This window comes from Aeromonas encheleia (assembly GCF_900637545.1).
Taxonomy (GTDB): Bacteria; Pseudomonadota; Gammaproteobacteria; order Enterobacterales; family Aeromonadaceae; genus Aeromonas; species Aeromonas encheleia.
This window is the reverse complement of sequence record NZ_LR134376.1, coordinates 4165001-4177359: the sequence shown is the minus strand read 5'-3', so window position 1 is coordinate 4177359 and position 12359 is coordinate 4165001. Positions and strand designations below refer to the sequence as shown.

The 12359-nt window shown below is 62.9% G+C and carries 10 protein-coding genes (1 of these 10 cut by a window edge); 6 read left to right on the top strand and 4 right to left on the bottom strand.

What is annotated here, in order from left to right:
- The first annotated feature begins 119 nt into the window (after positions 1 to 119).
- The 4 genes from EL255_RS19425 (at position 120) to EL255_RS19410 (ending at position 6481) form a co-directional block, all read left to right on the top strand.
- The gene (locus EL255_RS19425) at positions 120 to 1826 is read left to right on the top strand and encodes a sensor domain-containing diguanylate cyclase (protein ID WP_042653388.1); all 1707 of its coding nucleotides are present in this window, start codon (positions 120 to 122) and stop codon (positions 1824 to 1826) included.
- A 416-nt stretch (positions 1827 to 2242) separates the two neighbouring features.
- Positions 2243 to 2854 carry an OmpW family outer membrane protein gene (locus tag EL255_RS19420; RefSeq protein ID WP_042653387.1) on the top strand — a complete coding sequence of 204 codons (612 nt, stop codon included), beginning with the start codon at positions 2243 to 2245 and terminating at the stop codon, positions 2852 to 2854.
- 202 nt (positions 2855 to 3056) lie between these two features.
- Positions 3057 to 5030, top strand: coding sequence for a methyl-accepting chemotaxis protein (locus tag EL255_RS19415; RefSeq protein WP_042653386.1), 1974 nt, complete (start codon positions 3057 to 3059; stop codon positions 5028 to 5030).
- Between the two features lie 8 nt (positions 5031 to 5038).
- Positions 5039 to 6481, top strand: coding sequence for an ABC transporter substrate-binding protein (locus EL255_RS19410; protein ID WP_042653385.1), 1443 nt, complete (start codon positions 5039 to 5041; stop codon positions 6479 to 6481).
- Positions 6482 to 6532: 51 nt separating this feature from the next.
- Here EL255_RS19410 and EL255_RS19405 read toward each other — a convergent pair whose 3' ends face one another.
- Positions 6533 to 7348, bottom strand: coding sequence for a GNAT family N-acetyltransferase (locus EL255_RS19405; protein ID WP_042653384.1), 816 nt, complete (start codon positions 7346 to 7348; stop codon positions 6533 to 6535).
- A 328-nt stretch (positions 7349 to 7676) separates the two neighbouring features.
- Here EL255_RS19405 and metF point away from each other — a divergent pair, with 328 nt between their 5' ends.
- The gene (gene metF / locus EL255_RS19400) at positions 7677 to 8573 is read left to right on the top strand and encodes a methylenetetrahydrofolate reductase (RefSeq protein WP_042653383.1); all 897 of its coding nucleotides are present in this window, start codon (positions 7677 to 7679) and stop codon (positions 8571 to 8573) included.
- Between the two features lie 73 nt (positions 8574 to 8646).
- Here the strand turns inward: metF and EL255_RS19395 are convergent, their stop codons facing one another.
- Both EL255_RS19395 and EL255_RS19390 read right to left on the bottom strand, forming a co-directional pair.
- Positions 8647 to 9708: a DUF3103 family protein gene (locus tag EL255_RS19395; RefSeq protein WP_042653382.1), complete on the bottom strand. Its 1062-nt coding sequence runs from the start codon at positions 9706 to 9708 to the stop codon at positions 8647 to 8649.
- A 148-nt stretch (positions 9709 to 9856) separates the two neighbouring features.
- The gene (locus EL255_RS19390) at positions 9857 to 11008 is read right to left on the bottom strand and encodes a benzoate/H(+) symporter BenE family transporter (protein WP_042653381.1); all 1152 of its coding nucleotides are present in this window, start codon (positions 11006 to 11008) and stop codon (positions 9857 to 9859) included.
- Positions 11009 to 11124: 116 nt separating this feature from the next.
- On the opposite strand from EL255_RS19390, the gene EL255_RS19385 reads away from it, so the two are divergent.
- Entirely contained in the window at positions 11125 to 11694 is a 570-nt protein-coding gene (locus EL255_RS19385) for a helix-turn-helix domain-containing protein (protein ID WP_042653380.1), read from the top strand.
- A gap of 3 nt (positions 11695 to 11697) precedes the next feature.
- Here EL255_RS19385 and EL255_RS19380 read toward each other — a convergent pair whose 3' ends face one another.
- Positions 11698 to 12359, bottom strand: the 3' portion of a protein-coding gene (locus tag EL255_RS19380; protein ID WP_042653379.1) for an NnrS family protein. Its footprint extends 535 nt past the window's final position; only the last 662 of its 1197 coding nucleotides appear in the window; the start codon falls outside the window, past its right edge — the gene reads right to left on this strand; its stop codon occupies positions 11698 to 11700.

The following is a 12359-nucleotide window of genomic DNA, read 5'->3' as shown; positions in this document are numbered from 1 at the left end:
ACAAGGGGCCCAGGGCCCCTTGTTTTTTTATGGGCTGGCGGGAGCTGCTCCCTCAGGGCCATGCCCCATACTTGATCTCGTCTCCGCCCTTGTTTGCTGTCATCAGGATCCCGGCGTCTATGACCCACAATCCCCGTCCCATCGATCATCTGCTGGCCTACTCCATGTTACCCGTCTGGGTGGGCGCCGTGCTGATGCTGCTGATCGTGATCGCCCTGTCGCAGATACCGGCGGTGGAGCGGCTCGAGGAGCAGAGGATGAGGGAGCATCTGCAACGGGTGTGCAGGGCGGTGCAGGGGGACATCGATGCGATCAACGCCTTCACCCGGGACTGGGGCATCTGGGACGAGACCCGAACCTTCATCGCCAAACCCAACCGGGGCTACATCAACTCCAATCTGCTGGTCGATACCCCGATGCGGGATTTCGAGCTCAACCTGCTGAGCTATCTGGATCTGCAGGGGGAGGAGGTCTGGACCCGCACCATGCTGCCGGACACCGAGGGGGTGGATACGACGCTGCTACCCCGTTTTCTGGATGAGCTGACGTCGCGCCTGCTGGCTGAGTCGCGCCAGGGGCAGATGCGGGCCCTGAGCGGGGTGCTGGGCTCCCAGTGGGGGCCGCTCATCTTCTCGTTGCAGCCGGTGACCGACAGTGCGGGGCTGCACCAACCCAACGGCTTCTTGCTGGCGCTGCGCTGGTTGGATCGACGCTACATGGCCAAGCTGGCCGAGCGCGTCGCCATCCCCCTTCGCTTCGCGCCGCCGGTGTCGGCCAGAGAGATGGCGGGGTTCGACACGCTCGGCAACCGGGTGCGCTATCGGCTGGTGGATCTCGGCCTGCGCTGGGTACGGGGAGAGGGGTTGCTGCTCGACAGCGCGGGCAATCCCGTGCTGACGCTGATCGTGGAGGAGGAGCGGGACGTGCTGCGGGGCGCGCTGGAGGGGACCCTCTGGATGCTGTTTGGCATGCTGCTGATCAGCCTGTGTTGCATCCTCATCGCCCGGCAGCGGCTGCGCTCCATAGTGCTGGAGCCCGTCAACGAGCTGGTGACCGCCCTGCAGCATTTCAGCGAGCAGCCGGATGTGAGCCGCCTGCCCATCTTCGACAGCAGCTGGGAGATGGCCCTGCTCAGCCGCAAATTCAGGGAGATGGCGGCCAAGATCAGCCTGCAGCACAGCGCCATGCAGGCGCACTCCTCCCGGCTGGAGATGGCCGCCTACACGGATCCCCTGACCCGGGCCTTCAATCGCCGTTATCTGGAGGAGTGGTTGCTGGCCCGCTACGAGCTGGCCGAGCCCAGGCTGGCGGTGCTGCTGGATCTGGATCACTTCAAGCGGGTCAACGATCACTTCGGTCACGACATGGGGGATCTGGTACTGCGCCAGCTGGCCGCGCTGTTGCGCCACTCGCTGAGGGAGGGGGAGCCGCTGATCCGACTGGGTGGGGAGGAGTTTCTGTTGCTGCTCTCCCGCCAGGATGGGCAGGTCCGCCTCGCCAGCCTGCACCGCGAGATCGCCGCCTATCCGTTCGGTCCAGAGACGGCGCCGCTGCACATGACGGTCTCGCTGGGTTATTGCGACTACCCCTTGCACCGGGAGCTGGAGGAGTCGTTCTGGGAGCTGAGCTTCAAGCTGGCGGACATCGCGCTCTATCGTGCCAAGCAGGAGGGGCGTGATCGTTGGCAGGGGTTCGACGGCGAGTTGCCTCGCGAGTGGTGGGCGTCGTCGCCTGAGCAGATCGTCGCCGGTGGGGTGCTGAATTATCGGACGTCCGGCCCGGCGGAGGACACTAGTGCATCAGGACCAGCCACGCCAGCGCGATAACAAATCCCAGCAAGATGAACAGGAAGGAGCCTATGCCCCAGATGGCTGCCAGGATGCCTAATACTTTGTCTCTGGTGGTTTGCTCTTTCATAAAATATCGCTTACAGGCGTGTTACATCACCTTAATAAAATACGCCTTTCAGGATAGGTAAACAACGGTCAAGACGGGAATGAGCGGCCGCAAAGGTGTATTTAAATTATATTTAAGTGGGCAAGACTCAGTTATATCTCACGTTAATCTATTGTAATTAATGGCCTTATTTTAATTTGTTGATGATTTGATGAGCAATGAAAGCTGTTATGTACATCCATCTATTTCTTGGCAACTATTGAGCTAAATCAATAACTGATCATTCACATCCTTTTATAGTTTTCGGGCTTACAACATAGAAAGAAAACAAAAAAGGAAATACGTGATGAAAAAGATCCTGCCGCTGCTGATCGCAGCCGCCCTCGCTTCCCCTGCCGCCATGGCCCATCAGGCCGGTGATATTCTGGTTCGTGGTGGTCTGGCCTTCGTCTCCCCTCAGACCAGCAGTGACGATGTTCTGGGTACGGGCGAGCTGGATATCGACAGCAACATGCAACTGGGGCTGACCCTCTCCTACATGATCACGGACAACTGGGGCGTCGAGTTGCTGGCCGCCACCCCCTTCTCCCACTCGGTCTCGACCCCAGGGCTGGGTGAGGTTGCCAAGGTCAAGCACCTGCCACCGACCCTGATGGCGCAATATTACTTCGGGGATGCCAACAGCAAGGTGCGTCCTTACGTCGGTGCCGGCATCAACTACACCACCTTCTTCGATGAAGAGGGACGCGGTGCCCTGGCGGGCACGGATGTCAGCGTCGACTCCTCCTGGGGTCTGGCGGGTCAGGTGGGTCTGGACATGGCGATCAACGATCGCTGGTTCGTCAACGCCTCCGCCTGGCTCATCGATATCGACACCGATGTGCACACCGCGGTGGGGACCATCAACACCTCCATCGATCCGGTCGCCTTCATGTTTGGCGTCGGCTATCGCTTCTGATAGGACGCGGGTTGGCCGCCTCAAGGCCATGACAGCTAAGCACGTCTCTTTGGCCCGGCTCTGTTCGGGCCCTTTTCTGCCCGGGACTGGGCCATAACGTTGATCCAGCCCATCATCGCGCCAGATAGCACTCTCCTATTGAACGACCCTGCCGATAGTCTCTGCATTCACGCCATTTTTCCCAACGAGTGAGGATGTCTCTATGGGTTTGTCTATCGTGCAGCGGATCATCGCCGGATTTGTGTTGATGTTGCTGCTTCTTATCCTGCTTGGCCTCATCAGTACCCTGAAGATCCGGGGTATCAACGAGGGGCTGTCGCAGGTCTCGGATCGGGCCACCCCCCTGGTGATTACCGTGGCGGGGCTCAAAGGGGCACTGCAGGACAGCAGCCGCTGGGTGCTGGTCTACCGCAGCAGCGAGGATGCGGCCCAGTTGCCGCAGCTGGCCAGCCAGTTCAAGGCGCAGCAGGCGCACTTCGTGCAACTGAGCCAGGGGATGGGCAAGTTCGTGACCGAGGCGAACGAGCGCTTCCGGCAGGTCGATGATGCCACCAAGACCTTCTACGGCCTGGCGGATCAGGTGCTGACCCAGCATGTGCAATGGGTCGAGGCCCTCGATCGGCGCCGCCAGCTGGAGATCGCCTTCATCCGGCTGGAAGATACCTATCAGTGGGCCGCCGACCTGTTGCTGCAACAGGCGTCCGGCAAGCGCTCCATGCGTAACAAGGCCGAGCTCATCACCTCCGGCATAGCGCGGGATCTGAAGAATATCCGCCGGGCCGATGCCGGCACGGATCTCAACGAGCTGGAGAAGGTGCTCAGCAAGGACATAGAGATGGCCCGCAAGCGGCTCGAGCGGGTGCTGGTGCCCGACGACGTGAAGCAGCGCTTCGTCGCCAACCTGGATCGGATGCAGGAGCTGGCGCTCGGCCCGCAGGGGCTGCTGGCTACCATGCGTCACGCCCAGCAACTGGCCGCGTCGCAGCAGGAGCTGAACCAGCGGCTCGATACCAGCCTGGCCAACAGCCTGGCTCTGCTCGACGAGATGGGCCAGTCGGCCGGCGTCATCGCCAGCCAGAGCCGTCTCACCGCGGATGATGCGGTCAGCAGTGCCAGCCTCTGGATCCTGATAGTGGCGACCGTCTCGGCCGCCGCCGCGCTGCTCATCGGCTACACCACGGCGCGCAGTATCCAGCGTCCGCTGCAGCTGATCGATCGGGAGCTGGGCCGCATGGCGGCCGGTGACATGACCCGCCGCATCGACTACCAGAGCCGCTGCGAGTTCGGCAGCCTGGTCCGCTCTATCAATACCCTGGCGGGCAAGACCGGAGAGCTGCTCTCCCAGATCAACGCCGGCTCCCGCCACCTGGTGGGCGAGGCGAGCCGCGCCGCCGAGATCAGCGAGCGCGCCATGGCCAGGGTGCAGGATCAGAAGAGCCAGACCGACCAGGTCGCCGCCGCCATCACCGAGCTGGAGGTGAGTGCCACCGAGGTGGCCCGCTCCACCGATGGCACCAAGCGGGAGGTGGATCTGGCCGACGAGGAGGCCCGTGCCGGTCGTCGGCAGGTCGCGGCCACCCGCCAGATCACCGAGCAGCTGGCGGGCGCCATGGAGGAGGCGGTCGGCATCACCCACAAGCTGGGGGAATTCAGCAACAACATCGGCAGCATCCTGGATGTGATCCGCAGCATCGCCGAGCAGACCAACCTGCTGGCACTCAACGCCGCCATCGAGGCGGCCCGGGCCGGCGATGCCGGCCGTGGCTTCGCGGTGGTGGCGGACGAGGTGCGGGCTCTGGCCAACCGGACCCAGACCTCGACCGAGGAGATCCAGGCCATGATCGAGAACCTGCAGAGTTCGAGCCGGCAGGTGGTGGAGGTGATGGGGCGCAGCCAGGAGCAGACGCTGGGCTGCGTGGAGCAGACCCGCGCCATGGATCTGGCGCTGCAGTCCATCGCCGAGCGGATGAGCGCCATCAAGTCGATGGCGGATCAGGTGGCCCACGCGGCCCAGGAGCAGATCTCGGTCAGTCAGGGGGTGGCCCGTCATATCGCCGGGATCGCCGACGTGGCCTACGAAACCGAGCGGGAGGCGCGGGAGTCGGCCGGCAGCAGTGAAGTGCTGGCGGAACTGGTCGCCAAGCAGCAGCAATTGATCGCACATTTCAAGGTCTAGGAGGGCTTATGTCTAACAAGTGGATTGGGGCCCTGAGTCTCCTGTTATGCGGCCAGCTGATGGCCAGTGAGTTGGTGATCGAGAGCTGGCGGATCGATGACAAGGCCCTGTGGGAGCAGAAGATCATTCCCGCCTTCGAGGCGGCCCATCCGGGCATCCAGGTGAGGTTCAACGGGGTGCAGAACGTCGACTACATGCCGACCCTCTGGGCCAGCCTGAAGGATGGCAAGGCGGGGGATCTCATCACCTGCCGCCCGTTCGACGACTCCCTCGCCCTGTTCAAGGCGGGCCATCTGGTGGAGTTGAGCGAGATGGCCGGGATGGAAAACTTCCCCAGTTTCGCCCAGTCGCCCTGGCAGACGGATACCGGCGCTCAGACCTTCTGCGTGCCCATGGCCTCCGTCATTCACGGCTTTTTCTATAACAAGAAGATATTCAGCGACTTGGGTCTCTCAGTGCCGCAGACCCGCGACGACTTCTTCGCCGTGCTGGACAAGGTGAAGGCGGACGGGCGCTATGTGCCGCTGGCCGTGAGCGGATCCGAGAGCTGGGTGGCGTCCGAGCTGGGCTTCCAGAACATAGGGCCCAACTACTGGAAGGGGGAAGATGGCCGGCTGGCGCTGCTGGGCGGCCAGGAGCGGCTCGACAACCCGCAATACGTGCGGGCGTTCGACGAGCTGGCCCGCTGGCGCGCCTATCTGGGGGAGGGGGGCGAGGGTCGTGACTATGCCACCACCAACGAGCTGTTCACCTCCGGCAAGGCCGCCTTCTATGCGGCCGGCTCCTGGGAGATAGCCCCCTTCACCGGCAAGGTGGACTTCGGTGTCATGCGCCCCCCTGTGGCCAAGCAGGGTGACGGCTGCTTCTTCACCGATCACACCGACATCGGGATGGGGCTGAACCCGGCCAGCAAGAACAAGGAGGCGGGCATGGCCTTCCTGCAATGGCTGACCACCCCCCAGTTTGCCGAGCTCTATACCAACTCGTTGCCCGGCTTCTTCTCCCTCTCCAACCACTTCTTCGAGGTGACCAATCCGGCGGCGAAGGAGATGATGGAGTGGCGCGATCAGTGCGACTCCTCCATCCGGGTGGCGACCCAGATCCTCTCCCGTGGCACCCCCAAGCTGGGGGATGAACTGGCCGAGGTGAGTCAAGCGGTGTTGCTGGGCAAGCTGACGCCACAGGCTGCGGCGCAGCAGCTGGAGCAGGGGCTGAAGGGCTGGTATGGCCCCCATCAGGGCAAGGCCAAGGGGGCTGACTGCCAGTGTGAGGTGCCGGCGGCTCCCTCGACCGCGGTGTCGGGTGCATCGGCCTCCCTCGCACCCTCGGCCGCGGTGTCAGGAGCATCGGCTTCCCTCGCACCCTCGATGAGTACGCCTGCGGCGGCCCTGCTACCGGCAGCCGGGGTCGAAGAGGCGCTCGCCAGCGAGCTGGCGACGCCCACACAATAAAGCGCACAATAAAAGGAAGCATCGACAACGGGAGGCATCAGCCTCCCGTTTTTATTGCTGCGGGCGGTCGACGGCCGTCGAGTGCCAGCGACAGAGGCTGCCGATGCGGGCCACGGGCACGAATCCCAGCGAGCGGTAGACGCGCTGGGCATGGTAGTGCTCGTCGGCCACTATGATGAGGCGCTCGGCGCAGGTCAGGCCCTGGCGGGCTACCTGGCTCAGCAGCTGGCGGCAGAGCCCCCGGTTGCGCCAGTCATGGTGGGTGCGCACCAGCTGAAAGCGCCCCATGGTCCCGGTGAAGAACAGGCCGCAACTGGCGACCAGCTGCTCCCCCTGCCAGATCCCCCACCACTGCCCCAATCCATCGGCGATCATGGCCTGATACAGGCTGCGGCGTGACTGCAGATAGGGCAGGTAGCGCTTCTCCTCGTGGCTCGGGTCCCGTTCATCGCACTCCAGCACCAGCCAATCATCCCAGTCGGCCGCCGTGAAGGGGCGGGCATGGGTAGTCGCGGGTGGCGGGGTCGTCTGCTGCCAGCTGGTGGCATCCAGTGCCAGCACCACGCATTCCACATATTGATAACCCGCCGCCACGAAGCCGGCGACCCGGCTGTTCTGGCCCGGGGCAAGTGGCCACTGGAAGGTGCGGTGGCGCACTCTTGGGTCACTGCCGATCAGCTTGTCGAAGCTGGCCTCGAGCCAGCCCTTGTCACGATCGCTGGGCGGGGTGGGGAGCAACAGGTAGTTGCCGAAATAGTAATCCGGGGCGGTCGGGGTTCGTACGGCCCAGAACTGCTCATGGTCCACCACCTCGCCCTGATAGCGATCGAACAGCAAATCGGTGGCAAAGCCGGGATGATCTTCCATGATGGGGTTCCTGCAAGTGACTCAATTGATTATCGGCAGGAAGGGGAGGAAGTTAAAAAAAAGGCCGGGAAAGCCCGGCCAAACAATCACACGCAGATTCAGAACGTCCAGGACGATCCGCCCGCATCATAACGCGACTGGGGCCATTTTGGGATGGGGGGACAGGGTTAGTTAAATTGAATCGCCAAATAAAAAAGCCGCTGATCCCGCCCTGACGGTAAATCGGTGTTGACTTTGATCCGTTTTCTCATAAAGATAGCAAGACGTTTAGACGTCCAAACATCCGTTTTGACGTACAGGAATCGGTTGTAGGACAGGGAGATAACAGATGGGATTTCACAGCGCGCGTCAGGTAGAGGCACTCAACCAGAGTCTGGCTGATCTGGGTGGCGACATATCGGTCAGCTTCGAGTTTTTCCCGCCCAACAGCGAAGGGATGGAAAACACCCTCTGGCAGTCCATCGAGCGGCTGCAGGTGCTGGAACCCAAGTTTGTCTCCGTGACCTATGGCGCCAACTCGGGCACCCGGGATCGCACCCACAAGGTGATCAAGGACATCAAGGAGCGCACCGGCCTCATCGCCGCGCCGCACCTGACCTGCATCGATGCCAGCCGCGACGAGCTGAAGACCATCGCCCGTGACTACTGGAACAGCGGCATTCGTCATATAGTCGCCCTGCGCGGTGACTTGCCGCCGGGTATCGACAAGCCCGACATGTATGCCACCGATCTGGTCGCCCTGCTCAAGTCCGAGGCCGATTTCGACATCTCGGTGGCCGCCTACCCGGAGGGTCATCCCGAGGCCAGGAGTGCGCAGTCCGATCTGCTGAGCCTGAAGCGCAAGATAGATGCGGGGGCTGATCGGGCCATCACCCAGTTCTTCTTCGATGTGGAGACCTACCTGCGTTTCCGGGATCGCTGCGCCGCCATCGGCATCGATACGGAAATTGTGCCGGGGATACTGCCGGTCTCCAACTTCCAGACGCTCACCAAGTTTGCCGGCTTCACCAACGTGAAGATCCCGGGTTGGATGCACCAGCGCTTCGAGGGGCTGGAGAACGATCAGATGACGCGCAACATGGTGGGCGCCAGCATCGCCATCGATCAGGTGCGGGTGCTGAGCCAGGAAGGAGTGAAGGATTTCCACTTCTACACCCTGAATCGCTCCGAGCTGACCTATGCCATCTGCCACACCCTGGGGGTCAGACCGAAGGGCCAGGCCTGATCCCGAGCAGAAGGAACAGGACAAAAAAAAAGCCAATGAGTCACCTCATTGGCTTTTTGTTTTGGCTGGTCTGTCAGGGTCGGGTTGGCTGGATCTCTTTTGGTTCCAGCGTGATGACGGCATTGCCGGCCGCACCGGGGTACTGGTGATAGATCTGATCCTGCTCCAGGGTGTAGAAGGTATCCAGGTAGTCGTCGTTGTTGGTCATCCAGGAGTCGGGCAACGCCTTGACGATGCGACCGCCGAGATCGAGGAAGGGCAGGGCCTCCGGCACGCCACCGGCGGTGAAGCCGAGCTTGAGCGCCTCAATCAGCAGGGCGCTGAGCTCCTTGTAGTTGACGTTGTCATCCTGCTCCATCATGACGAGATCGACGGCGCCCCAGCGATAGCGATCCCAGTACACCAGTATCTGGTTGGGGCTGTAGTCGGTGTTGTCATGGTCGAGGTAGGGCAGGTCGACTATGTCCACCACGGGCTCATCCCGGCTGGGATTGACCCCGGCCACCACGGCATACACCTCGGCGGCGCCGAGCAGCCAGGGCTCCTGATCGTCCTGCAGCCGGATCTTCTTCAGAATGCTGGTCTTGAGAGGTGCCGTGCTGTCGGCGGCGCGCGGCGCGGCCTGCAGATCAGCCTCGGCCAGCGCCTTGCGCATCACCCTCAAACCGGCATTCTTGGCCTTGACGGGGTCGGCCTCCACCACCAGTACCGGGCGTGCCGGTGGCTGATTCACATCGAGGTAAACAGGATTGCCGGCCGTGTCGAAGGCCTCGATGGCGCTCCAGCTCTGCTCATCGCCGCTGGGAACATAGGCGACGAGCGGCTCGACACCTTGCTTCAGTGCGACAGCCTGCTCGGGGTTGGCCAGCCTCAGCTGCATCAACTGCGTGACCTCGCCCTCCAGTCCCTGCCTGCGGATGGCGGCCTGATCGGCATCGGTGGCCTGCCGCTTCAGCCTGGGGCTGGCCTTTTGCAACAGCTTGGGCAGCGGGCTCTGATACTGCGGGTTGCCGAGCAGGGGCTGCAGGTTCTTCTGTTGCAACGCGAGCTGGCGTGCCAGCTCCCGATCCTGATCGGCGGCCTGAGCCGTGGTGCCCAGCAAGGCCAGTAATACAATGACAGCCTGATTCCTCATTCTTGTTCTCCAGTATTGAGTCTGACAGAGGCGCGCATCGGGGAAGGGTCGCCGCCTCAAGCGCACTAGACGGCAATAGGTTTCAACTGTGAACCCTCTTTGCTGAATTATGTGCGGCGTCTCACTGGAGTCTCCCCAGATGGTCAGGTCAGGCGCGGCGCCGGTTGACGAGATGCAATCCGATGCCGACCAGCAGTCCCCAGCAGGCGGCGCCCACCCCAAGCAGGCTGATCCCGGAGGCGGTGATGATGAAGGTCAACAGTGCGGCCTCCCGCTCCTCATCCTGCTGCAGTGCCCCGTGCAGGCTGCTACCGATGGTACCGAGCAGGGCGAGTCCCGCCACGCAGGTCACCAGCTCGGCGGGGAAGGCGCCGAACAGGGCGACCACGGTCGCACCGAAGCAGCCGGTCAACAGGTAGAAGCCACCGGCCCAGACCGCGGCTGGCCAGCGGCGACTGGCGTCGGGATCCACCTCCTTGCCCATGCAGATGGCGGCCGTGATGGCGGCCAGGTTGAAGGCATAGCCACCGAACGGGGCCAGCAACAGGCCGGTCAGGCCGGTCCAGCCGATCAGGGACGAGGTCGCCGGCTGATAGCCATGGGCGCGCAGAATGGTGATGCCCGGCATGTTCTGCGACGTCATGGTGACCAGGAACAGCGGCAGGGCTATGCCCAGCAGGGCGCCCGAGGAAAATTCGGGCCAGGTCCAGACCGGGCTGGAGAGTTGCCAGCTGACCATGCTCAGCTGCAGCTCCCCTCTCAGGGTGCAGAGCAGCATCCCCGCGCTCAGTACCAGCACCATGGTATAGCGGGGCCAGAGGTGGCGACCGATCAGGAAGGCCAGCAGCAAGGTGCCCAGCAGCAGAGGATCCTGCGGGGCCACCTTGAACAGATCCAGCCCGAAGCGGAGCAACACCCCGGCCAGCATGGCGGCGGCCAGGGGGGCGGGAATGTGGCGCATCAGCCGATCGAACCAGCCGCTGACACCGCACAAGGTGATCAGCAACGAGGAGATCATGAAGGCACCTATGGCCTCCGCCAGGCTGAAGTTGCCCAGGCTGGTGATGAGCAGGGCGGCGCCCGGGGTCGACCAGGCGGTCAGCACCGGGATGCGATAGTAAAGGGAGAGGCCGATGCAGCTCACTCCCATGCCAATCCCCAGCGTCCATAGCCAGGAGGAGACTTGGGCCGCGTCGGCCCCGGCGGCGGTCGCGGCCTGAATGATCAGCACGACCGAGCTGGTATAGCCGACCATGACGGCGATCAGACCTGCGACCAGGTGGGGTAGGGCAAAGGGCATGATGACTTCCTTGTTGGATGCTGGCAGCTCGTGCGTTATTACGTACAATGTACTTTTGACTATAAGCGCGTGCGTTATGACGCACAAGGTGTGTCATGGAAAATTCAGGGGGAGATATGCAAGAGATGGGTCAACACCTGGCTCAGCACTTGAAGGGGCTGCGCACCGAGCGGGGCTGGAGCCTGGATGCGGCCGCCCGAGAGACGGGGGTGAGCAAGGCCATGCTGGGGCAGATCGAGCGGGGAGAGTCCAGCCCGACGGTGGCCACCCTGTGGAAGATTGCCACCGGGTTCCGGGTCTCCTTCTCCAGCTTTATCGAGCCGGCCCCGGCCGTGCAGAATGAGACCCTGTATCGCGTCGCCGATGCCATTCGCCAGCAGCCGGCGGGCGAGGGCATGCAGGTGGCGCCGCTGTTTCCTTATGAAGGCCGTTTTGGCTTCGAACTGTTCGAGCTCACCCTGTTGCCGGGATATGTGCGGGAGTCCGAGCCTCACGAGCCGGGCGTGACCGAGCATGTCATCGTCATCAGCGGCACCATGGAGGTGTTGATAGACGGGGGCTGGCATTCACTCAAACAGGGGGAGGCGGTCCGCTTTGCCGCCGATCGGCCCCATGGTTATCGCAATGGCGGGGTAGCGCCCGTGGTCTTCCACAACCTGATCCACTATCCCGCGCCCCGTCCTTGAGAATTAACCTGGTCGTCCGTCGGCCCTGGGCCGAGTCAGGATGGGGGTATAAACCCAGACAAACAGGCCATAGGCCGCTATCCAGCTCCAGCCACTCAGGTTCCAGCCGTCGAGGGTGAAGGCGGGCCAGAATTGCGGGATCAGCGTGCGCATCACTGCGGCCAGGATGATCAGAGCGAAAGCCAGGGTGATCCTGCGCCCCGCCTGCAAGGCTCTGCCGCTATGGCCGAGGGAGACCCGCGCTATCATCCCCAGGATCATGGCGCCCATGCTGCCGGCACTGAACAGATGGCTGGCCAGCGACAGGGTTATGGGCCAACCCGCGGCCTGAGCCGCCAGGGCAAGCAGACCCAGGGGAATAAACAGGTAGGCGAGATGCAGCGACCACAGCAGGGGATGGGTGAGCGTCGTCAGCGGCCGCCAGCGCAGTTGTCGCCACAGATGAAGGAGTGCCGCCACTATATATAGAGGCAGCATATAGAGGCTGGTGGTCCATGGGGTGGGCAGCAGCAACCAGAGCAGCATGATCAGCCACAGTGATATGAGCGCCCCGCGCTCCAACCATGGCAGGGGGGCCGCTTTCTCCTGGTCCGTTCCCCTGGCGGTGAAGAAGGGGATGACCCGCCCGCCCATGACCGCAATCAGGGTGCTGAACAGCAGCACCG

Excerpts from the sequence above, each read along its gene's own strand:
- EL255_RS19425 (WP_042653388.1), top strand. The coding sequence starts at position 120 with ATGACCCACAATCCCCGTCCCATCGATCATCTGCTGGCCTACTCCATG.
- EL255_RS19420 (WP_042653387.1), top strand. The coding sequence starts at position 2,243 with ATGAAAAAGATCCTGCCGCTGCTGATCGCAGCCGCCCTCGCTTCCCCT.
- EL255_RS19415 (WP_042653386.1), top strand. The coding sequence starts at position 3,057 with ATGGGTTTGTCTATCGTGCAGCGGATCATCGCCGGATTTGTGTTGATG.
- EL255_RS19410 (WP_042653385.1), top strand. The coding sequence starts at position 5,039 with ATGTCTAACAAGTGGATTGGGGCCCTGAGTCTCCTGTTATGCGGCCAG.
- EL255_RS19405 (WP_042653384.1), bottom strand. The coding sequence starts at position 7,348 with ATGGAAGATCATCCCGGCTTTGCCACCGATTTGCTGTTCGATCGCTAT.
- metF (WP_042653383.1), top strand. The coding sequence starts at position 7,677 with ATGGGATTTCACAGCGCGCGTCAGGTAGAGGCACTCAACCAGAGTCTG.
- EL255_RS19395 (WP_042653382.1), bottom strand. The coding sequence starts at position 9,708 with ATGAGGAATCAGGCTGTCATTGTATTACTGGCCTTGCTGGGCACCACG.
- EL255_RS19390 (WP_042653381.1), bottom strand. The coding sequence starts at position 11,008 with ATGCCCTTTGCCCTACCCCACCTGGTCGCAGGTCTGATCGCCGTCATG.
- EL255_RS19385 (WP_042653380.1), top strand. The coding sequence starts at position 11,125 with ATGCAAGAGATGGGTCAACACCTGGCTCAGCACTTGAAGGGGCTGCGC.